This window comes from Enterobacter sp. 01-M-02-SI-ECC (assembly GCF_047530595.1).
Lineage (GTDB): Bacteria > Pseudomonadota > Gammaproteobacteria > Enterobacterales > Enterobacteriaceae > Enterobacter > Enterobacter cloacae_M.
Genome location: NZ_JBLKCZ010000034.1, coordinates 1 through 20,869 on the forward strand (window position 1 = coordinate 1; position 20,869 = coordinate 20,869).

20 protein-coding genes are annotated in these 20,869 nt (G+C 46.6%); 16 read left to right on the forward strand and 4 right to left on the reverse strand.

What is annotated here, in order from left to right; translation table 11 throughout:
• Positions 1 to 175: 175 nt before the first annotated feature.
• Positions 176 to 1,213, forward strand: coding sequence for a restriction endonuclease (locus ACMWLG_RS23415; protein WP_032642883.1), 1,038 nt, complete (start codon positions 176 to 178; stop codon positions 1,211 to 1,213).
• A 326-nt stretch (positions 1,214 to 1,539) separates the two neighbouring features.
• On the opposite strand, the gene ACMWLG_RS23420 is transcribed toward ACMWLG_RS23415, so the two are convergent.
• Entirely contained in the window at positions 1,540 to 3,285 is a 1,746-nt protein-coding gene (locus tag ACMWLG_RS23420) for an ATP-binding protein (protein ID WP_032642885.1), read from the reverse strand.
• Position 3,286: 1 nt separating this feature from the next.
• Positions 3,287 to 4,372, reverse strand: coding sequence for an SIR2 family protein (locus ACMWLG_RS23425; RefSeq protein ID WP_032949838.1), 1,086 nt, complete (start codon positions 4,370 to 4,372; stop codon positions 3,287 to 3,289).
• A gap of 474 nt (positions 4,373 to 4,846) precedes the next feature.
• Here ACMWLG_RS23425 and ACMWLG_RS23430 point away from each other — a divergent pair, with 474 nt between their 5' ends.
• Together ACMWLG_RS23430 and ACMWLG_RS23435 are read left to right on the forward strand one after the other, a co-directional pair.
• Entirely contained in the window at positions 4,847 to 7,471 is a 2,625-nt protein-coding gene (locus ACMWLG_RS23430) for an AAA family ATPase (protein WP_032642889.1), read from the forward strand.
• A 391-nt stretch (positions 7,472 to 7,862) separates the two neighbouring features.
• On the forward strand, positions 7,863 to 8,618 hold the full coding sequence (locus tag ACMWLG_RS23435) for a hypothetical protein (RefSeq protein ID WP_127348427.1): 756 nt from the start codon (positions 7,863 to 7,865) through the stop codon (positions 8,616 to 8,618).
• Between the two features lie 309 nt (positions 8,619 to 8,927).
• On the opposite strand, the gene ACMWLG_RS23440 is transcribed toward ACMWLG_RS23435, so the two are convergent.
• A complete protein-coding gene (locus ACMWLG_RS23440) occupies positions 8,928 to 10,025 on the reverse strand; it encodes a hypothetical protein (RefSeq protein WP_225367888.1) in 1,098 nt (365 codons plus the stop codon).
• Positions 10,026 to 10,337: 312 nt separating this feature from the next.
• On the opposite strand from ACMWLG_RS23440, the gene ACMWLG_RS23445 reads away from it, so the two are divergent.
• Both ACMWLG_RS23445 and ACMWLG_RS23450 read left to right on the forward strand, forming a co-directional pair.
• On the forward strand, positions 10,338 to 10,553 hold the full coding sequence (locus tag ACMWLG_RS23445) for an AlpA family phage regulatory protein (protein WP_032642895.1): 216 nt from the start codon (positions 10,338 to 10,340) through the stop codon (positions 10,551 to 10,553).
• Positions 10,554 to 10,645: 92 nt separating this feature from the next.
• Entirely contained in the window at positions 10,646 to 12,085 is a 1,440-nt protein-coding gene (locus tag ACMWLG_RS23450; RefSeq protein ID WP_045370402.1) for a YfjI family protein, read from the forward strand.
• 135 nt (positions 12,086 to 12,220) lie between these two features.
• Here the strand turns inward: ACMWLG_RS23450 and ACMWLG_RS23455 are convergent, their stop codons facing one another.
• Entirely contained in the window at positions 12,221 to 12,853 is a 633-nt protein-coding gene (locus tag ACMWLG_RS23455; RefSeq protein ID WP_071957397.1) for an inovirus Gp2 family protein, read from the reverse strand.
• 483 nt (positions 12,854 to 13,336) lie between these two features.
• Between ACMWLG_RS23455 and ACMWLG_RS23460 the strand changes: the two genes are divergently transcribed.
• The 11 genes from ACMWLG_RS23460 (at position 13,337) to ACMWLG_RS23510 (ending at position 20,849) form a co-directional block, all read left to right on the forward strand.
• Positions 13,337 to 13,915, forward strand: a complete 579-nt coding sequence (locus ACMWLG_RS23460) for a hypothetical protein (RefSeq protein ID WP_032642897.1) — start codon at positions 13,337 to 13,339, stop codon at positions 13,913 to 13,915.
• Between the two features lie 141 nt (positions 13,916 to 14,056).
• Positions 14,057 to 14,794 carry a DUF3944 domain-containing protein gene (locus ACMWLG_RS23465; protein ID WP_032642899.1) on the forward strand — a complete coding sequence of 246 codons (738 nt, stop codon included), beginning with the start codon at positions 14,057 to 14,059 and terminating at the stop codon, positions 14,792 to 14,794.
• A 19-nt stretch (positions 14,795 to 14,813) separates the two neighbouring features.
• Positions 14,814 to 15,500: a WYL domain-containing protein gene (locus ACMWLG_RS23470; protein ID WP_032642901.1), complete on the forward strand. Its 687-nt coding sequence runs from the start codon at positions 14,814 to 14,816 to the stop codon at positions 15,498 to 15,500.
• Positions 15,501 to 15,508: 8 nt separating this feature from the next.
• The gene (locus ACMWLG_RS23475; protein ID WP_032642904.1) at positions 15,509 to 15,949 is read left to right on the forward strand and encodes a hypothetical protein; all 441 of its coding nucleotides are present in this window, start codon (positions 15,509 to 15,511) and stop codon (positions 15,947 to 15,949) included.
• 35 nt (positions 15,950 to 15,984) lie between these two features.
• The gene (locus ACMWLG_RS23480; RefSeq protein WP_032642906.1) at positions 15,985 to 16,347 is read left to right on the forward strand and encodes a hypothetical protein; all 363 of its coding nucleotides are present in this window, start codon (positions 15,985 to 15,987) and stop codon (positions 16,345 to 16,347) included.
• Positions 16,348 to 16,678: 331 nt separating this feature from the next.
• Positions 16,679 to 17,056, forward strand: a complete 378-nt coding sequence (locus ACMWLG_RS23485; protein ID WP_196239799.1) for a hypothetical protein — start codon at positions 16,679 to 16,681, stop codon at positions 17,054 to 17,056.
• Between the two features lie 44 nt (positions 17,057 to 17,100).
• The gene (locus ACMWLG_RS23490; protein WP_009654087.1) at positions 17,101 to 17,838 is read left to right on the forward strand and encodes a HupE/UreJ family protein; all 738 of its coding nucleotides are present in this window, start codon (positions 17,101 to 17,103) and stop codon (positions 17,836 to 17,838) included.
• Between the two features lie 13 nt (positions 17,839 to 17,851).
• Positions 17,852 to 18,541 (forward strand): hypothetical protein, encoded by a 690-nt coding sequence (locus tag ACMWLG_RS23495; RefSeq protein WP_029602877.1) that lies wholly within the window; start codon positions 17,852 to 17,854, stop codon positions 18,539 to 18,541.
• Positions 18,542 to 18,690: 149 nt separating this feature from the next.
• The gene (locus ACMWLG_RS23500) at positions 18,691 to 19,053 is read left to right on the forward strand and encodes a hypothetical protein (RefSeq protein WP_223610883.1); all 363 of its coding nucleotides are present in this window, start codon (positions 18,691 to 18,693) and stop codon (positions 19,051 to 19,053) included.
• Positions 19,054 to 19,116: 63 nt separating this feature from the next.
• On the forward strand, positions 19,117 to 20,037 hold the full coding sequence (locus ACMWLG_RS23505) for a hypothetical protein (RefSeq protein WP_029602875.1): 921 nt from the start codon (positions 19,117 to 19,119) through the stop codon (positions 20,035 to 20,037).
• Positions 20,038 to 20,090: 53 nt separating this feature from the next.
• Positions 20,091 to 20,849 carry a hypothetical protein gene (locus ACMWLG_RS23510; RefSeq protein ID WP_029602874.1) on the forward strand — a complete coding sequence of 253 codons (759 nt, stop codon included), beginning with the start codon at positions 20,091 to 20,093 and terminating at the stop codon, positions 20,847 to 20,849.
• Positions 20,850 to 20,869 lie beyond the last annotated feature (20 nt).

Below are 20,869 nucleotides of genomic sequence, written 5' to 3' on the forward strand. Positions count from 1 at the left end.
CTAAGAAAGTTATTTGATATTAATAATTATAATATTACATTGTAAGTCATGAAAACCTACAGTGAAGATATTTTAATGTTTACAATTGAACTTTACAAAACAATCATTAAGTAAAGTTTAAAATATATTCCTTTTTTATATTGATTTATTATATCTGGATGAGGTTGTTAAAAACATGAATAAATTAAAACCAACATGGCAGTTATTCGAGGAACTCGTTTGTCACATTCTGAAGGCAAACAATTTTCAAATAAATAGAAATAGTTGCAGAGGAGACGAAGGATTTGATTTTCTCGGTGATTTTGGAGGAGAAAGATGGGCTATTGAAGTTAAATTCTACCGCACAGCTCGAGCTCAGCCCTCACTTATTGATGCAGCTGCGACTCGCATTACCAGCAATGGCGTAGCCGCAGGTGTTAACAAAGGAATGTTAGTTGTTTCATGCTTTCTCACACCTGAGTTGCGAGAGGCTCTGGAAAATAAATTCAGTATTACTTTTGTGGATCAGGCTGACTTAAGAATTTGGTGTAGTTCACATCCTGAACTAGCGGAATCATTGGATGCACTATTAGAAGTAAATCTAGATGAAGCTCTTACGACGCACCTTTCTCGTAAAGAGAGTAACTCTATCATTAGAGATATGGCTCTTAATAAGAGTAACCGGATTGAGCGACAAAAAAATAAAGGAACAAAACTTTGCCTTGAACTAAAGAGTATTAAAAAAGGGAAAGCATCTTGGCGTCAATATGAAAAAAAATGCGAGGAAATCCTTAAATATCTGTTTCCTAATGATCTACACGGCTGGCATTCACAAAAAAGAACTGATGATGGTTTAAACCGTTATGATTTTGTATGTCGAATTAGACCCACTACTGAATTTTGGAAATTTGTTATTGAACACCTAAATAGCCGTTATGTTCTTTTTGAGTTTAAAAACTATTTAGGGAAAATCAAGCAAGGCCAGATACTTACCACGGAGAAGTATCTTTTGGAAAAAGGACTCAGGCGTATGGCAATTATTATGACAAGGACGGGAGCAGAGGCACATGCATTAGCTATGACGCAAGGAGCTATGAGAGAACAAGGTAAACTTATACTCATTGTAAACGATGAAAAAGTATGTGAAATGCTTCATATGAAGGAACGAGGGGAAGATCCAACTGATTGCCTTTTCGAAATTGCCGATAACTTTTTACTGACACTCCCTCGTTAACTCATGATAAACACACCAAATAGTAAAAATGTAAAAATTGAATCATCATAGATTTCATTTAAAGCTCGTAACACTATGTAAATTTAATCAATGGACTCCAAGCGGATGTTATGCACATCCGCTTCTTATTGATCGCAGCCTGATGATGTTGCAATAGACCACTTATACCAGAAATAAAATCTGCTGGCAGCACAATGCATTAATCAACGAGAGAGTTATCAGAATTTGTTATTCTTCAAAATGATCTGAGAGATGCGACACAATCCGAAGACGGGCTTGAGCATGCCTAGCCTACTAAAGTCCGTCGTCCGAGGGGCTGCTTCGGATTATAACTTTGTTCTATTTTGTCGACGCATGTTTTCTACTGCCAATGCAAAGTCTGTATTGGTAACGTTTTCCTGCCAACGAGACCAAAAATCTATTGTTGCACTTAACGGTGTCTCAGTTGGAGGGTCAATTTTTATTCTGCTTGGCAGGAGCACCGAATCACCCACAACCATAGCTTCCCCAACATCCATGATGGGAAGTGCCTCTAAGAGACTCTCCAGGCTTTCGGGTAGTAATTTTCGTACTGTTGCCTGGTCATCCGCATTAGTTAAACGCAATGAAATGATGTTGTTACATTGACTGAGTATAGTGGTACTTACATCTGAAGGTCTTTGGCTTACAATCATTAACGCAACCCCATATTTGCGGCCTTCTTTAGCGATTTTTTCAAATGCTTCAACCGCTCTGCGTTCAACTGGGTTACCTTCTTTTCTTGGCAGGTAAAGATGAGCCTCATCGCATACAAAAGCAACTGGCCTACGACTTTCAGGATTCGTCCAAAATTGAACTTGATATATGATGCGGGCAACCAACCCAATGATTACTGGCAATATATCAGCCGGAACTTCTGAGAAGTCAATTACTTTAATATTCTTTTTTTGGTTACCAAAACCCATCAGTGTTTCGGCAATCATACTTAACGAACCGTATTGATTGTATTTATCCGGACTATTGAAAAGAAACCCATAACGTCGATCTTGTAAGCGACTAGCCATTCGGACCAGCAATCTAGAAAACTCACCGTTAAAAGGGCCATTTTTTTCCTTTCCAGCTTGTGCCCCTGGGATTCTTTCTTCATTTAAAAATCTCAACTTTCCAATGACATTATCCAAAGAATACGGAATTGGACTGTCAAGTGTAAAAGCTTGTAACAGATCGCTACGACCATTCGTTTGTAGGAAAGCTTTCTTTTGCTCCGTAATCGCATCTTGCACGATAACTACTTGGTTGTGTGCACTGAATTCACTTCGGTCAACGAACAATGACTGAATTTCTTCCGAATTAAGTAACCAATAAGGCAGGAAGAGGAGTGAGTCATCATCAGTATCAACCTCATCCGGCCCTGGTATTCTCAATTGTTTGGCATAAGAAAGTTCTTTGTACTCACCGTGCAAGTCGAATACAACTAGGTTTGAAGATGGCAGTTTCGAACTCCTTTCCAGAATCGAGGCAACCGTCCATGATTTACCAGATCCCGTGCTACCAAGTAGAGCAGCATGTCGCTGGAACAATTTATTGCCATCAACATAAGCGCGTGCATTCTCATTAAGTTTATAAGAGCCTAGCTCCAGTGAGTGCTCTCCATCACCACATTCAGAAATCACACGCATGAACTCTTCGAGATGGGCATCTTTAAGTACATAACAGGTTGAGTCTATTTCCGGGACGTGGTCTAGTGACCTTGAAAACTTATATTTTTGCTCAATTGCATCCCATCGGGCCCCGCCCATTAAAGTAATCTTGACTGTGTTAATTACAATATCTTCAAAAGCGTCTATCTCGTCTGCTTCATCTTCTTGCACTTCTAGGGCAGGGAGCGGAGCGACTACTGCTTTTATTACTTTATCAATCATGCCAATGAGCCAACATTCAGTTGCTCCGCTTAGTTGGACTGCTACAAGCTGTCCAACTCTAGCCTTCCGCAGATCTTTATCAGTGTTTACCAGAATAGTTACTTTTCTGGTGTCTACTTCACGAATATTTCCAAGTATGTAGCTGTCATCATTAAAAGTAAAAAGAGCCATATTACCCTCCTAAGAACTCATTAGTGAAAACCTCAAAACGCCATAATTCCTTGTCATCTACATGCAGCCAGTTTTCAAACTTTGAATTGTAAATCCTGCTTTTATCTGAATTTGTCTGTTTGCAGATAAGCCACATATTTGGGCATTTAGATAACCACTCCTCGATTCTTTGGTTTGAATCCCGAGTAATTACTAATGCTCGGCACTGATCTTGTTCAAGTTTTTGCCTAAATACGTTATTAACAAGCTGGGAATCGTTAAAGCCAAAACCTAAAAATAGAAAACTTGTATGGTTTCCAACCGCATTATCATATTCAGCCAACTGGGCCCTGTCTTTATGTAATCTCTGATATTTAGCCGTACCTGGAGTGATCATCGCCCGCACAACGCCTTCAGGTTTGTTGAGAATCCAGCTATTACATTCGATAAGATGAGCTTCCCATTCAAAGGTATTTAAAGAGCCATGTGGTTTGTGCAGTCGAATATGTTTGCATTCTATGATTCTTGGTGGTTGTCTCGGCTTGCCAAAGCCTTTATGAATAGATTGAACTATTTTTTTTGCTTCACTCCAATCATAACGTTGAAGAAAGCCTCCGTAGAATCCCGTAATATATGGAATCTTGTGCCGAACAAAGGCGTATTCAGCTAATAAATCGTAATTCGGTGTTGCAACGTGAAGTTGTTTATCGGCCTGTGGCAGAGTTTCAACAAGCTTTTTCAGTAGTGTTCCAGCTGGCCAATCGCGTAATCCTGAAATGATTTGGTGGGCGTGAACGTTATCGTGATACGCAACAAAGCTTGCAGTTAGTTCGACTATACGAGTAGTCAGAGTCTCATCCTTGATGAAGTCCATAGCAGATTCAAAGTCATGGCTACAACCATCGAGAGCGGACACCACTTGCTGCCATTGTTGCGCCTGAGCATCTGTCATACTACTAGTCAACTCGGCTCGAAGGTGACGCTCTAGAGCTGGCATCCCAAAATTTAGATCAAGTGCACATGAAGTTCCTGTACCAAATAATACAAACGGCTTCTCAGTAAAAAACTCTGCAATCGCTTGATATGCAGATTCCTTTGTCAACTCCATGCATCCCCCACTTAAGACATCTAATTTCCGCGCTTACCGCCTAACATCCGCATCATTAGTACTTTATTCTCTTACTTTAAGGCTTCAAGTTTTTATTGCAGAGCAATTATCCAGAACTCTCATTTGTAGAGCTATATCAAGTTTCTGCCAATTGGAGGTTTCAGACCCAAGCCATCAGCCCCGAAACGCTTCCTCTCACAATTCAACGTAGCTTGCTAATTTTGCCGGTTAGCAAGCACAATTGGGTTGACGTCCCAGTTTTCTGGGGCCCCTTAGGGGATCATAAGGTTCTGATGAACAATGCCGATAATGTTTAGATAAGATGAATCTGATGTTTCCGCGTCACTCTCACAGGGACAAACTGCGTTGAATGTCGAAAACCTTTGAGACCCGTTGTGCCAAGCAAATTAACGCCAAACGACAATGACCAAGGCAGGGATGCGCTACAGCGTCCGACTGTGTAAAGGAGAATACATGGCAAGCATTGTTTCGGAGTACCAACGCTTTCTCGATTGTTTAACGCAGCAGGACGTTCCTGATGATGTCCGGCGACTTGCGTATCTGATCTTCGATCATATCCAACCTCTCGCTGAAGTCGGCTCGACTCGCCGGGCGCGTTCAGTTCGTCTTGCCCCCCTAGCCCTAAGACATCTAATTGATCAGCCCATCGCTTACGAAGGCAATTCTGACGCCCCTGAAGCAGGTTCTGCTCTGGGCCGATTGCATCAGCTTGAGGTTGGTCCATTCCGTGGATTCATGCGGCAGGAGATATTTGACCTCTCCCACGATATCACTCTCATTTACGGTGCAAACGGTACAGGTAAAAGCAGCTTCTTTGAGGCTCTCGAAGTGTCAATGCTGGGCACTATCAGTGAAGCGCAGTTAAAGCGGGTGGAGCAAAGGCTTTATTGCAATAACGCTCGTCTCAAGCACCACGATGCGCCAGTGCTTCTTGCCGGTGAGGCTCAGAACTTACGGCCCGTCCAGCCTGATGAATCAGAGTATCGTTTTTGTTTCATTGAGAAGAACCGGCTTGATGACTTTGCCCGTATTGCTGCAAGAACCCCTAGCGATCAGCGACAGCTAATCGCAACGTTGTTTGGTGTAGATCAGTTCAGTGAATTTGTCCGTGGGTTTAACCCATCACTCGATCAAGATCTGATGCTTTCCGGACCAATGGCAGCTCAGTTGGTCGAACGGAGAAAGCAGGTAGCAGCTTCAGAGCAGGTAATTGCAGCACATCCGCAGAAAATAGCTTTGATTGAATTGCAGGAAAATGCGCTTGCGCAGCGCATATCCCCCGAAGCGACCTATCAGGCATGCGTTGAATGGCTGGAAGGTACACAACTTCAGCAGGGACGTCTGCCATATATTCAATCTCAACTTGATGCTATCCCACCACTGGTTTATAGGATTACGCAATCCCGACTGGAAGCGCTTCTCGCTGAAGCATACCGTCTACATGGGAGTTGGCAAGAGACCTCAAGGGAACTTGCATCACGTGCGACCGAGGTATCGTATGCAAAACTGTATGAAGCAGTGCAGGCCTTGGCTGTCGGAGCAACTACCTGCCCTGCTTGTGGTACAAATCTTGATACCGTAGCAGAGGATCCTTTTATACGAGCGCGTACGGGACTTGAAGCCCTGGCGCAGTTGGCACAGATTCAGTTGCGGGAGCAAACATTACGAACAGAGCTGAACGAGTCTCTCCAGCTACTGTTGGAGGAAATACGTCGCACCGTAACGGCAGCAATCGCCGCATGCCCGGAAACCCTTCATGCTGCAGTACTGCCGGAATTACCCCAGACATCAGTTGGAGCGTGGCTTGAGTGCTGGGTTGAAGGAGAGAAACAGCCCTGGAACACACTCCTGTGCATTGCCAAAGAGATTGAGCATATCGATAAACAGTCCCTCGCAGTACATAATCAACGTGGTGCGTTGACCGAGGAGCGGGACCGTCTGATTCAGTATCGGTTCGAAATTGAAAGACTACGTACGCAGCGCACAGCCGCCAACGTTGAACTAGCTGCAGCTCAATCTAATCTGACCCAGTTCAATGACAATAATCGAGATCTGCTCCAAGCCATTGCTGAAGAAGAAACTGTCATAAAGTTAAATCAACGAATTAAGGTAGCTTACGACGGATTCCTACCGGAAATCCAAAGATACATGGCCGCACTACCTGGCATATTGCTTCAGGGATTGGGTGAACAGGCTCGGGATCTGTATAACGCTTTTAACCGAAGCGATGCACCTAGCGATCTGCTGCATGCACTTCATATGCCAGTTGCTGAAAATGGCAAAATTGAAGTCGAATTCGCCGGTGAACCGGGCATTCGTTACGATGCGCTAATCATTTTCAGTGAGGGACATATCAAATGTCTTGGCCTCGCAATTCTGTTGGCCAAAAATATTGTCCAAGGATGCCCGGTGGTTATTTTTGATGATGTGGTTAATGCGATTGATGATGAGCATCGAGACGGTATATGGCGTACCTTCTTTGAAGATGGGCTACTGGACGACAAACAGGTAATCTTGACTTCCCATGCCGAAGAATTCCTCATCCGAATTCAACAGGAGTTAGGTGCAGCAAGGGCAGGAGCCATTAAGCGCTACAAATTCCTACCACACGATGGTGAACACGAACTGCGGGTAGACAGCAATCCACCGAGTAAGAATTACGTTCTGCTTGCGCAGCAGGCTCTAGATGGGGATGAAAAGCGTGAAGCTCTTCGTCAGTCACGTCCCGCCCTGGAAAGCCTTACCGATAGCCTTTGGTCGTGGATGGGCAGACGCGGTGACGGACGCATTGATATTAAACTCAGTGGACCACGTTCGCCTTGGGAATTGAATAATAAATGCTCTAAATTGAAATCGGCCGTTAATCGCATTTCAGGGCAGCATCCCGGGGCCCCGGCTGCAGTTGCTGCATTAGAAAGATTACTCGGAGTCAACGGCTCCAGCATTGAATGGGGATATCTGAACAGCGGCGTGCACGATTCACAGCGAGACCACGAATTCGACCGCTCCACAGTAAGAACAATAGTGGAGTCGATTGTGTCGCTTGATGCAGCCCTTAGCGTCATGAGAAATCAGTAAGTGATACACAGTGAAACTGGTGCCGGGTGGTGTCGCAATCAGCCTCCCTAAACGTAGCTTTAGCCGTTCAGATGCTTGCTGGCTTTCTCGATGAGTTGAATCGGGTTAGCCCCACGGTTCAACTGGAAGCTAGCGAGCACCTGATTATTTGGATTCGGAAAAAACAGCAATGACCGAATTGCTAATGGAGTACAGGGACAACAAATGGGAAATGATATTTTCATCACAAAATGGCATCAAAAAACCTGCAAACTCCAGTCGCAAATTAAAAGTTTCATTAAAAAAATAAGCGAGCAACTTACTTATAAGTAACATCACCAATGGTATTATATCAATGATATTTTTTTACCAAATAAAAAGAAACAGATATGAAATAGCTGCAGTACTACTCATGATAAGCATTGGACTGCTTAATTTGGGGTGGCTGAGTTTAAAGAAAATCCCTGAAACTCCTCCAGGATATTATGAAAATATTGTCATCGAACACCTGCAATTATTCACGAACCTGCGCAACGAGTATCATAATCAGCAACATGAAATGAAGAGTGAAATGCTGTCCAAAGAGCATGCATCTATAGAAGTAGCTAGGATTGCATTAAAATTAAACATATTTGAATCCCGATATCTGGATTTTTGGGTAGCAGAGAGACCGATTATTATTGGTATGTTGAAGCCTTTTGAAGAGCCAAAATATAGAAGCTGGTATGTACACCTTCCTCAAGAAACTCGAAAACTGGTTAACAACATAGCAGATAATCTACACGAGGTTTATCCCAAACTTGCGAAGTGTAATCAAAATGCGGCTAAGGATTATATGGCATTAGTTTCGGGACTGGCGGCACCATCATCTCGCGATAAAGTATCTGCTGCCTTGGTTGCGCAAACCCGAGTAATAATGCGCAATATTTCTCAAGATCAGCATTCTCCATCAGAGATTTGCGATAGTGCAATGGTGTCATATTTTTCTTCGATACAACTGTTATCGAGAACATATAGTGAACTTGCAGATTCTTATCAAGAGCAACTAGAAGCTAATGAATTATTACGTAAAATAGTCAGCACGATATTATCCTTTCTTTTATTTTTAGTTTGCTATAAGTGCCGTGAAAATTTGATAAAAAAGGCAGCAAAATCACTGGGGGTATAATTTTTCTAAACTATTGAAGTTACTGTTATTCGAGTAAGGATTTTTAGGACTAATTAGGCATAAGATCGATTTTTAAATGGAATTTTCTCAAGATGAGCTTGTTAAAAATTTGTTTTTTCCAGAACTATACAAAAGAGATAAGAACAGTCTGGTCAGGTGGGCAAAGAACTAATATTCCGGAGTTCTTCTTCGTGCCGATTACTATTTTTAATGAAGCGACACACCTCTTATTTTTGAAATATAAAAACCACCTCTAAAGGTAATTATCTTTCACATCGCCAAATGAACACTATACCTGCCACCTCTGCTTTATGGATAATTACATTCGTTAGTTCCTGTACTACAGAATCTCAAAGCCATATCGTAATAATAATTATTATCAAGATGCCAAGGGATGATAAACCCCTGATTCAATAAAAGAAAGCAATAATACCTCACTTGAGAGTAACGTTCTTTTTTTACAGATTTATAGCGGAGATAAAGGCTCCTAGCTGATACACTAAAACCAAGCCCCAAATACTTCAACCTTATTTTTTCTGAAATGGTATGACTATTACTCTCCTCATTATAAATTGCAATTACAGGGTCTTCATCATGTTCGCATGCAATATCAAAGGCCCCCAGGGTTCCCAGCCAACTGCCCTGGGTACCACTAAACATGCGTTTATGAAGATAGTATTTATTTATATTTTCAAGAAGGGCTATAACATTCTCCCGAGAAACACCGTTTTTGCATTGAAAGCTTACAAAAACTTTCCGTTCCGCTCCCATAAACCAGTTATCGACTAATCTTTTATAGTAATCAGAAATATTTTTTTGTTCTACGGCGGACATTTTTAGGTCAGGCGTGGGTAAAGTAATCGTATTATTGTTTTTTAGTGACAGCATTACCGCCACTACTCGTTGCAGCATCTTAAATTCGAAAAGCAAACCAGTGCGTATAAGCTGTAACAATTCTCCAGGTCCAGATTCCTTCGCATGCTTATCAATATTTCGAGAGTATTTCCCACATGAAATGACCCCATAACCTACCAGCTCCCGATAAAACTCAAGAGGAGCATCTGCATACTCCAGTGCATAGCAGCATTCGGTCAGACGATACCGGATAAGATACGGTGTTGCTGATAATGCCAGATCTTCATCATTCATGAGATCTTTAATGGTTTGATCAATGAATTCCCCCTCCACACCATTGTTCTCCGCAGCAGTGTAAAGCAATGTGAGACCAAAATTGCTCGCTGTTTGAGTACTCTCGCCATAGTCAGTCCCCTCATCAAAAAACGTACTTACTCCGGACTGTTCAGCATACTCAGTCATCGCTAAAGAAAGTTTGCCATCAACAGACAGAATAATTTCCAGCGCTCCCAGCAGGTAGTGCTTTGCTATCGCAGTCTTTTTTTCCGACATGTTGGCTTCCCGTAAGATCTTATTGATTTTGAGAATAATGCGGGAATACCACTCTGCGATGGGATCTTTGCAAACCTCATTCATCACAATCTGACTAAAGTGAAGATTATCAATGGCATCAAACGCGGCTTTTTGTATCGGAGTTATCGCAGGCATATGTCAATGTCAAAAAAAGTAATATATTAATGACCTTAGATTACACCAAAATACTCACTTACAATCAATTCCTCTTACCAGACTGCAGGCAATCACCGAGCAGTAGTAATCGATAACTTAATCAAAAAGTAATTTCATATAGTTAAGAGAGGAAAAATGAATACAACTATTCAGACAGTGAAAATCCTGCGTATGCCTGCTGTGGTGCGCAAACTCGGTATCGCCCGTGCCACCATCTACGACTGGCTTAACCCAAAGTCACCACGCTATGACGCCACGTTTCCTAAACAACGCCGCCTGGGTATGCAATCTGTCGGCTGGGTGGAATCTGAACTTGATAAATGGATAGAGGAGAATTGCCCTCAGGTTTAATAGCGCCTTTATTCTGACTCTGCATCAGCTATGACAGAGAGTCACGACTGATGCGGAAAATTTAAATTTTTTGTGCATTCTGGAGCCCCCCAATGCCAAAACATGATGATTTTCCTGTTGATGCGTTTCCGCCACTCATCAAAAACGCAATCTGTGAAGCACACGAGGTAACAAAAGCCCCAATCGCTCTGATTGCGGCGTCCGCTCTGGGGGCAATTTCTCTGGCCTGCCAGAATCGTATTGATGTTATACGCCCAGGGAACCATCGTGGCCCCGTATCACTTTTTGTCCTGACTATCGCTGAATCAGGTGAGCGCAAAAGCACCGTTGACAAACTGTTGCTAAAACCATTGCGCGCGAAAGAAGAACAGCTAGAAAATATTCATAATCGGGAATATCAGATTTATTACAAACAAAACCAGATAGCTGTCTCAGTAAGAAAAGCGCTGGAAAACAAGCTTAAAGCACATATTAATCGGGATAAAGATATTACTGAAATAAAATCAGCAATAATGGCCCTTCAGTCTCCGGCCCCCCCTGTCAGACGCAAACTGACGTTCAACGATGCCACACCGGCTGCCATTAAAGCATTCCTTTGCGGTGGCTGGAATGCTGTGGGTGTGATGTCCGATGAGGCAGGAACAATTTTTGGTGGTCATGCACTTAGCGAATTGCCGTTTATCAACACAATGTGGGATGGCGAGAGATTTAGCGTCGAACGTAAAAACGAACCCGACGCGGTTATTAGCGACGCCCGTATGACGTTATCATTGATGGTTCAGCCTGAAGCCTTCCGTGATTACCTTGAGCGTAAAGGCAGCATGGCTAAAGGTGTCGGCTTTTTTGCCCGGTGTCTGATTAGTTTTCCGACATCCACACAGGGTTCACGCCTGATCACCGTACCAGTGACATCGCAGGAACACATTCCTAAATTTCACGACCGTCTCATGGAAATTATTAACGAAAGCCTGGCCACTAACATTAGCGAGCGCCTTTCTCTTAAATTTTCACCTGAAGCTGAAAAAAGTTGGATCAATTATTATAATCAAATTGAAACCAGTATCGGTATTCAGGGCAAAAATGGGCTGAGTGACTTCAAGGATTTTGCGTCAAAGTCAGCTGAAAATATTGCGCGTATTGCTGCATTAATACATTACTTTGAGGGCAATACGGGAGATATTTCTGAATGTGCAACTCAATCAGCCATAGAAATTTTTAGCTGGTATGGCTTTGAGCATCAGCGCCTCTTTACCAAAGTAGATACTGCTGAAACACCAGAACAGGATGCAATGGAACTTCTGACCTGGATTGAGGTTAAGTATCGCGAGCGCCTTTCAGTTGCTCTTGATAAAAACTTTATTCGTCGCTATGGCCCTAACAGACTTAGGACTGGAGGGAAAATTTACATGTTACTGGACTGGCTTCAAAGTCAGCGTAAAATAATTATCTTTAAGCAAGATAATAAAACTTTGGTTTACCCGAGTTGGGCATCCACCCCCAACTATACAGGTCAAACCTTCAGCCGCTTCTGACTCTTTTTGGTTAAGGAAAGGCAGGTATTATATATTTTTCTTGCGTGTTATATGGCCTTACCGGCCAGGACCTGCATTAACTAAGACCTAAGGTTAAACTATATGAAAGGCAGAGGGACGAGCCCTCTGCCTGCGTTACATTTGGCCGGTTCCAATCACTGACGGATTCCGTTGGCTGCATCCAAAAGAACGTCCATCTCCATAGTGCTTTGTGTACTCTTTTGCCAGGTACATTGCTCTCTGACGTGCTGTAACATACTGCTCTTCATGCTCATGACGTTTACCTTCTATCCAGCCACATGGGTGTTCCGGAAAATGAACCAGGCCAGCATAGGCCTCCCAGGGTAATTTCAGCGCACTGCACCAGGCTTTCTGGATAACATTCGCCAGTGAATCTATACCATCGTTGCATTGAGGCTGATAATCTCCCAGCGTATGGAAGGTGTCCTTGTTTACCAATAGCATCACATGGTAATGCCGGTTGCCATCCACCAGGCCATATTCTCTGCACCAAATATAACGTATGGACGTCAGATTCTTACAGGTAAGTCCTGCATGCCTTCGGGCAGTCATCTGAGCATTTGCATGGTATTTCAGCGAATCAAAGAAGCGCGAGATAACGCGCTCATCACGACGACCAGTACCGTCAGTCGGAAACCGCAAATCAAAACGAAATGTAGAAAGCCTGGGGTATTGATCAGTCGCTGCTGCCAGTGTTCGTTCTACGCCATCAGTGTATCGCGGATCGTATGTATATTTCGAATTCATAACTTTAGCCTTAGTATAATTTACATCTGTATCCCGAATAAGTTAGAGACAAATATCATTCATTTTATAATAACAACCCCCAACGGAATTCAATATATTTTCTGCATTACACACTCACCTTCTTTTTATTTAATAATACCAATACGGAGCGACTTATCACCCAACACCGCCACCGGAGGCAATAGAAGCAAGCAAAACCATCGTAGAACACATCATTTTATTTTCTGGAGTTATTTCTTAAATAAAATAAATCACAAGAGAAAGCTAACCATTTACTCATAGGCATTTTTTTGATACTAACTCATCTCATATGCAAGACACGTAAAAAATTACATAAAGAATACACAGTCGGTTACTATGAGATTGCGGCAAAAACTGAAAATAAAAAAATACAGATATATATCACCTTAACGACAACCATCTGGAGTTGTCGATAAGGAGGATAGTCTGGATATTACTGTATTACAGCATCTCTTTGACGGGATGTATGCCCTGGCGGTGGAAGGTACCGCCGTCACGGACTCTGCCGCAGTGCTGGCCGACAGTTACCTTCAGAACGACATGAGTCGTAATGATGCGGCTGAATCGCTGGTGCTGTACGAGTCCCTGAAAGCCTGCGGCTCCGGCTTTTCTTGTGGTCTTACCGGTGGCGCGCTGCTGCCGTTGACCGTCACCGCCGACGTCTGCTCTTCGCTGTTCATCCAGATGCGGCTGTGTGCGGCCGTTGCCATCATCGGAGGCCATGACACTGCAGACCCACGGGTACGCCTGCTTTGCTGGGGCGCGCTGGCCGGGGATGCCTGCTCGGATGCCATCAGTGGCATCATCACCCGGTTACTGACCCGCGCACTGAGCCAGTCTCAGGCCGAGACCGCTCTGCTGACAGTGGTTCGCGACGCATTACTGCTGAAAAGCAGTCAAGTGTTACTCAGGGAAAGCCTGCTGCTCCCGTTACTGGGCGGGGTAATCAACGGTGGTGCCGCCTGGCTCGTCACCCGCCTGACGGGGCAACTCGCCATTCGTCTGTTTATTCCACCGGTAACTCCGCCCTGTGCAGCATAATCCTCTGTATTTCATTTTCGGACATCACCTGTCCGTCATTACTCGTATAACACGCTGATTTTCCTGACGCATCGGCCATGTCCTTACAGGCGGGTTTGTTATCGTTTTTGTCCTGACGATACAGACCTGAATGGAGGGCTAATGGCCGTTTATCGCGAAGATGCTGACCTGCGGTTTCTGGGGCGTTGTGAGAATGAGGACCTGGATTTACTGGTCAGCCTCATTACCCATGACCCACGGGACAAAACCCTGCGCTGGACGGAAACGCTGTCCGGCAGCGACAACTACAAACGTTTTTATCCAGCGCACCGTAATTACTGGCAGGAGATTGCCGCTGAAATCCAGGCCTTTGGTGCCAGCAGTATCGCCAGTGTATTCAGGGGTGGGAAAGGCGTGCTGTATCGGGAAGTGTTATGCGATGTCTGTGACCATACGGGCGTGAAATACAGGAAGGAGGAGGCAACCGAAACCGTTGAGCTCTCCCTGCTGATGAAGATGCTCGAAAAAAGCCTCAGCGAAATGTCCCCGACTGAGCTGCAGGAGTTTGCTGACAGCATGGGTACGGAACTGACCGCACCGACAGCACCGCTGATTTTAATGGCCATACAGACTGCCGTCCGGTCTTCCGGTTTTGCAGCCTACCGTCTGTCGGTCGTGATGCTCAGTACGCTTGCGAAGGTTGTACTGGGGCGCACGCTCCCCATCGTGACTTATCTGACCCTGACCCGCTTTATCAGTGTACTGGCCGGGCCGGTTGGTATCGCCCTGAGCACCGGCTGGCTGATTGCCGATATGGCAGGCCCGGCACGGCGGGTTACGGTTCCGGCCTGCCTGCTGATTGCTTGTCTGCGTCAGCAGTATCTGTACAAATCAATGTAATCAACGGAAACCCTTCAATATGTCTGCGGAAGAAAAACAGCACGATCGCATGGCATCACGGCTGGCGATCATCATCAGTCGCCTGCTGATGGGGGAACGGTTGTCAGTTAGTGGGTTGTCTCAGGAGTTTCGTATCTCGGAGCGCACTCTGCGCCGGGATTTTCGTGAACGCCTGAGCTGCCTGGAACTGACATACCAGCAGGGGTGCTGGTCACTGGCCCACCAGCACGAAGGCCTGCGCACCAACCGGCATATTCTGCACTTTGCACGAGTAACCCGCACGGAGCAGCTGTTCCCGGCGATGGATAATCGTCTGATATCTGTGCTGACTGACAGCTCCGTAGAGCCACCTTTTATCGTCTGGCAGTCTCCACCGGAGCGCAAGCCCGGTCCCTTCGGCAGTTTCTGGCGTATCACACAGGCCATTCTGGAGCGAACTCTGCTGGATCTGACCGCAGAGGGGCAGCAGTACCGCTGGTTCGCACCTTATCGCCTGATTTATTTCGAGAACGGCTGGTATCTGGTCGGAGAGTACGCCCGGCAACTGCAGGTCTTTCTGCTGGAAAGCATTACCGATGTCTGCCTGACACCCAGGCAGTTTCTGCGCAGAAAACACATCGATGCCCTGACCGCCGACCCACATTTCATTCACTCACTGCCGCACTTCCAGTACATCCGCACTGTACTGGCAGAAACGGAAAATTAAGGATAATCATGAAAAAAATCGCATTTTTACTGGCGCTGCTTTCTTCAGCGCAGGCCAGCGCAGCCGTAAACCAGTGGACCCGTACCTGGGTTCAGGGGGGCACGGAATACCGGATACAGAATAAACAGAGTGCTGAACTGCTTCTGACCTGTTCACCGCACGACAATGTGTTCGTCCGGTACACCGCGCCTGATGGCAAAACGCTCACCAGCGGCAATGATGATGGTCGCAGTCTTGAGGCGCAGACAGACAACAGCGACACGTTTCTTATAAACGACACACTGTCTGATGCAGGGGGGAGTAACTTCGAGGCCTTCTGGAATGCAGTCAGAAAATCACAGCGGATTCATATCACTGCGACCGGCCTGACCTCCACAACGTTCACCTTCAGCAATGCCGCCCGGACCCTGCCTGAGTTTGATAAATCAGGCTGTCTGACCCGTATGTGAACCTTTACGACTCCAGCAAATATAAGGAAAAAATAATGAAAACAGCAATGAGTGCCCTCGCCGTGGCACTGATAATTTCACCTCTGCTGCACGCAGCAGAGGCCCCGGTCAGGATTGGTCTGGAGCAGGTTAAAAATCCGTATTACCCGAATCTGCATCAGCAGCGTGTTCACGTTCAGTCGCTCACGGACAGCGTCACCATTAAGGATGTTGTCGTTAACCGGGGGAACTGCCCGATTCAGAAGATGCCCACGGTCTACGCAGGTAGTAAGCCTGTCCCGCTGGTACCGTCAACGTTGCCTTACGGGAAAGAGATTGCCGTCTACATTAAAGGCCCATGCAGTGTGGCGGAGATTAACGTCATCACCAGTCAGGGGGACTGGCTGATGAAGTACTAGTTTCGTCTGAACAATATCTGGTCTGACAATCAGTTGTCAGACCCTGTTGTGCTATCAGTCGTAATATCAAAAAAATCAGGTATTAATACTGCGTATTAATAGCCATTATAAACCCCTCCCCCGTAAGGTCCCTCCCCTTATGAAGGATTCGCCATACTATATATCTCATTACTTCATTATGTTAGCGTCCTGCCACTGCTTGTCTGACCGCTTTGTGCCAAAAGCGGACGCTACGATTCCGCAGTGATTAAACCCCCAACCCCAAAAGACCTGTTGAAATGGGGTCAGCAAAACAGATACATTACGCACGTTGTTACCTTGTATCATCAGGATGCCGTTGACTGTGTTTTTTAGCCGTGAAGTCATTTCCAGAATCGTGCTTATCATCATGGCTGTTGCCGTGCTGAGCAGTTCGCTTATGGCAAAACCACAGGCTGTCTACAACGTCCAGGATACAACGACCATCAGTGACCATCAGCACGATAGCGATGAACCGCTGAATGAGCACGATCCGCTGCTGTTCCACTCGCACGGTAATGTGCACCACCTCAATGCCGATCATTCCCACGATCTGAACAAACTCTTCACCCTGACTGCTTTGCAGGCCTGGAACGCGGGCATACGGGCGACCTTTGCGCTGAGTTCAGAACAAATTCTGCGAATGCCACAGGCCACCCCCGAACGCCCTCCGAGATCCCTGTTTGCGTAATAACTGCTGTTAATTCGTTATTATTCAAACTGTAAGGATTTTGTATGAACACCTGCCTTAATTTACAAGGCCGGTTGAGCGGTGGCCTGTTTTCGACTCAGGCGCGTTCGGCTTGTCTGTTTTTCATATTGTTATTGCTTTTCTACAGCCAGGGTGCGGCCGCACATGGCGTAGCCGAAGGCGACAAAGGGTACATCCAGGAAATCACCGGGATTAACATCATCCCGTTTATCTACCTTGGCGCGAAGCATATGGTGACCGGCTACGATCACCTGCTGTTTCTGTTCGGCGTGATTTTCTTTCTCTACAAAATGCGCGATATCGGGCTGTACGTCAGCCTGTTTGCTATCGGACACTCCACAACGCTGCTCATTGGGACGTTCTTTGACATCAGCGTAAGCGCTTATCTCATTGATGCCATTATCGGACTGTCTGTGGTCTACAAAGCCCTTGATAACCTTGGCGCGTTCCAGCGCTGGTTTGGCTTTCAGCCTAATACGAAGATGGCGACGCTTATCTTTGGTTTCTTCCACGGCTTTGGCCTGGCGACCAAAATCAAGGAGTTCGAAATTTCCCCCGATGGCCTGTTCGTCAACCTGATTGCCTTCAATGTCGGGGTCGAGATAGGTCAGCTTCTGGCGCTGAGCGCCATCCTTATCATCATGAGTTACTGGCGGCAGACGGCGAGCTTTTTCCGCCATGCCTACACCGCCAATGTGGTGATGATGAGCGCCGGTTTCCTGTTAATGAGTTACCAGATTTGTGGCTACGTTTTAGCCTGAGGGAGAAAAGAGAATGTATAACACCGATTTACCGACCCGCGCAGAGCTGCCATCTGCGATGAAGCTGATGCAGTCCACTATCCTGGCGGCTATTGTTGCTTTAACGCTGCTGATAACCATCGTGATGCCTTCAGAATATGGTATCGATCCAACGGGCGTTGGCCGCCTGCTGGGCCTTAAACAGATGGGCGAAATCAAAACGCAGCTGGCGGAGGAAGCCGCCACGGACAAACAGGCGAGTACGAGCCAGTGGGGGCAGTCAACCACTCCGACGAATGAGCGCCCGGTGGCGGATAACCCGCCGACAATCACGCAAAACAACTACCCGGAGCTGAGCGTTCCGGCGACAACTCGTGCGCCAGAAGCCCCAACTGCCGGTTCTCAGCGCAATCAGCTGTTAATTACTCTGAAACCGAATGAAGCGGCTGAAGTTAAGATGGAAATGCGTAAGGATGCCCGGGTGACTTACCAGTGGACAAGCTCTGGACCTGTCAACGTGGATGCACACGGCGATCCGGTTAACGCACCGAAAGGGTTTTACCACGGCTATGGTAAGGGCCGCCAGATAACCTCAAAGGATGGTGTGTTGCAGGCGGCCTTTGACGGTAAGCATGGCTGGTTCTGGCGAAATCGTGGTTCAAAGACGATTACTATCCAGCTTGATACCAATGGCGAATACCAGAGCATTAAGCGCGTAATCTGATTAATCGGGCCCGTATAATGCGGGCCCATCTTATTCATTCCGGCAATACAAGACTTTACACTTTCGCCTCTTACATCCTCCCCGGGGGGATGCTAATCTTTTCTCTATGTTATGAAGACTGCCTGAGAGAAACGCCAGCGATGTATCTGATGTTTAAACGTTCACCCCGTTATATTCTGATGATTGTCATCATGGCCGTTGGCATGATGATGTCGTCGATGGGCACGTTTGCGTCACACGGTACCAACGGCCTGACTGGTTACGAGATGAATCTGCATGATGCAGAAGTCACCATGACAGTGCAGGATCACTCCCACGACTCGGATATCCCTCAGTCTGGTCACGCAGGCCATCATCAGACAGACCATTTCCATGAAACCCCTCAGCAGCCGCCCTCTGTGGAGATCTCCCTCTCTCCTGTAGCAGACAGATGGTTGCCGCTTGCCGATCTTCGCAGCCCGGTTAAGGCCACGGACATCATTTACCGCCCTCCAAGCACCCGCCAGATCTGATGGCTGTTGCCGGTAGCAGTTTGCTTCCTGGCGTTTACCAACTTCAGATTTAGCGGAGAGGCTATGTACACAGACTCCATACAGGCGCGTCGCGAGATTGCGCGTAATTTTACTGAACTTAATTATCGAATTACCCCTCTGCACTGGCAGACACTGTGCATGGGCGTTAATCGCGATCTCCAGGCCAAAAAACTGCGTCCGAACGTCCCTGTTCCTTCACGACGTAAGGTCATTCCGTTCCTGAAAATGATGCACAAAGAAACGGGCTCGATGTTGAAAGCCATTCTTGCCTTTGGTTTCGATGGCCCCTGGACCTCCAGCGGTGGTTCGTTTCGTCTGGCGCGAGAAATTGGGTTCGATATTGCCCACCATGCAAAAAACATTCATCACAAAAACGGTACCGTCACCTTCCTTGAAATTGGTGCTGCCTGGGCAGGTTTTCGTGCTGAAGAAGCGACCAGCCATCAGGCGGCAATTTCCGGACTTGCCCAGAGCTTCAGGGAGCAGCTCGGGGAGAGCGCATTCCTGCATTTCACCAATCTCACGCCATGGCACGAATCGCTGCCAAAGGGGGTGACTGAGCATCCCTACGTGACGGCTGCCGGGCTGTGCGTACTGGAGAAGCAGGGAGTTCGGGCCGGTGAGGTCGATATTATCTACTCTCAGGCCGCAGCCTATTTCGAACAGGATTACACGGCATTCCTTCGCAGCGCAGCCCGTCTGCTGAAAGGGGATGGCGTCTTAATCTTCAATCATGATCCTGTTCTGGCGAGCGCGATGGATGAAGTCGCGTGGGAGCAAGGACTCCGGCTGGTTCGACGTAAGCAAATGGGCGGAATGAATGGCGCGATTGCCCGTTATCACCGGCTTCGTTCATCCCCGGTGAGTCAAATGGTTTTCCCTGGGGTAAACCGTGAACAGGACGATGAAGTGGTCTGTGAATCACTGGTTATGTCGGCACTTCGTCGCAGCGTGGAGGTGTAACGCCCGATATGTTGACGCGCAGACATTTTCTCACCACCACAGGAGCGTTGCTGATGACAACATTACTGCCGGGGGAAACCCTGGCAGCCTCTCTGGCCGAAAAAGTCAGTGATACATGGCAAAGAATTATCGCTCGCCGCACTGCTAAGGAGACGATAACGCCGGGCTGGATTTTACAGTCGCTCGGGCTTCAACCGGGCTCAACGGAACTGCGGAGAGCCATTTTTGAACTGGTCAGGCGAATGCCCTATCAGCTTGGGTCATGGAATAACCAAAGCATGAGCCTGTTTGAGCAGGGTTTTGGCGACTGTCGTCATAAAGCCGCCGCGGCCGAACGATTGCTGGTTGCCGGTGGGATTACAGCAAGGCGAAAACTGGTGCAGTTTGACTGGGCTGACTTGCCCGTTCCTCCGGAAATACTGGCTATTTTGCCGCAAACCCAGGGATTTCATGACACCGTGACTTTTGAGTTAAACGGGAAAACATGCCTGTTTGATGCCACCTGGGATATAGCCCTGCGCGGCGCGGGCTTCCCGGTGATGCCTTCCTGGGATGGCAACTCTGATACCTGGTCGGTGACTTCCCGGATGTCGACGCAGCAAACCGTACAGATGCCACAGCCCGGGCAGGATATTTACAGCGCTAACCAGATGAGCTGGCCTCAGCGCGAGAAAACCATGGCCTTCAATCAGGCGCTGAATAGCTGGCTGGACGACGTTCGGGCTAACCGTGATGACTGGTGCACCATCGTCCATAGCGATGTTGAAGCCACACGGCTGAGTCTGAAAACCTGCCTGGGACTTCTGAGTTAACACCTTTCTCGTCAGAAGGG

Excerpts from the sequence above, each read along its gene's own strand:
- ACMWLG_RS23445 (WP_032642895.1), top strand. The coding sequence starts at position 10,338 with ATGAATACAACTATTCAGACAGTGAAAATCCTGCGTATGCCTGCTGTG.
- ACMWLG_RS23475 (WP_032642904.1), top strand. The coding sequence starts at position 15,509 with ATGAAAAAAATCGCATTTTTACTGGCGCTGCTTTCTTCAGCGCAGGCC.
- ACMWLG_RS23470 (WP_032642901.1), top strand. The coding sequence starts at position 14,814 with ATGTCTGCGGAAGAAAAACAGCACGATCGCATGGCATCACGGCTGGCG.
- ACMWLG_RS23440 (WP_225367888.1), bottom strand. The coding sequence starts at position 10,025 with ATGTCGGAAAAAAAGACTGCGATAGCAAAGCACTACCTGCTGGGAGCG.
- ACMWLG_RS23450 (WP_045370402.1), top strand. The coding sequence starts at position 10,646 with ATGCCAAAACATGATGATTTTCCTGTTGATGCGTTTCCGCCACTCATC.
- ACMWLG_RS23500 (WP_223610883.1), top strand. The coding sequence starts at position 18,691 with ATGTTTAAACGTTCACCCCGTTATATTCTGATGATTGTCATCATGGCC.
- ACMWLG_RS23465 (WP_032642899.1), top strand. The coding sequence starts at position 14,057 with ATGGCCGTTTATCGCGAAGATGCTGACCTGCGGTTTCTGGGGCGTTGT.
- ACMWLG_RS23415 (WP_032642883.1), top strand. The coding sequence starts at position 176 with ATGAATAAATTAAAACCAACATGGCAGTTATTCGAGGAACTCGTTTGT.
- ACMWLG_RS23460 (WP_032642897.1), top strand. The coding sequence starts at position 13,337 with ATGTATGCCCTGGCGGTGGAAGGTACCGCCGTCACGGACTCTGCCGCA.
- ACMWLG_RS23435 (WP_127348427.1), top strand. The coding sequence starts at position 7,863 with ATGATAAGCATTGGACTGCTTAATTTGGGGTGGCTGAGTTTAAAGAAA.
- ACMWLG_RS23420 (WP_032642885.1), bottom strand. The coding sequence starts at position 3,285 with ATGGCTCTTTTTACTTTTAATGATGACAGCTACATACTTGGAAATATT.
- ACMWLG_RS23480 (WP_032642906.1), top strand. The coding sequence starts at position 15,985 with ATGAAAACAGCAATGAGTGCCCTCGCCGTGGCACTGATAATTTCACCT.
- ACMWLG_RS23455 (WP_071957397.1), bottom strand. The coding sequence starts at position 12,853 with ATGAATTCGAAATATACATACGATCCGCGATACACTGATGGCGTAGAA.
- ACMWLG_RS23485 (WP_196239799.1), top strand. The coding sequence starts at position 16,679 with ATGCCGTTGACTGTGTTTTTTAGCCGTGAAGTCATTTCCAGAATCGTG.
- ACMWLG_RS23495 (WP_029602877.1), top strand. The coding sequence starts at position 17,852 with ATGTATAACACCGATTTACCGACCCGCGCAGAGCTGCCATCTGCGATG.
- ACMWLG_RS23490 (WP_009654087.1), top strand. The coding sequence starts at position 17,101 with ATGAACACCTGCCTTAATTTACAAGGCCGGTTGAGCGGTGGCCTGTTT.
- ACMWLG_RS23425 (WP_032949838.1), bottom strand. The coding sequence starts at position 4,372 with ATGGAGTTGACAAAGGAATCTGCATATCAAGCGATTGCAGAGTTTTTT.
- ACMWLG_RS23430 (WP_032642889.1), top strand. The coding sequence starts at position 4,847 with ATGGCAAGCATTGTTTCGGAGTACCAACGCTTTCTCGATTGTTTAACG.
- ACMWLG_RS23505 (WP_029602875.1), top strand. The coding sequence starts at position 19,117 with ATGTACACAGACTCCATACAGGCGCGTCGCGAGATTGCGCGTAATTTT.
- ACMWLG_RS23510 (WP_029602874.1), top strand. The coding sequence starts at position 20,091 with ATGACAACATTACTGCCGGGGGAAACCCTGGCAGCCTCTCTGGCCGAA.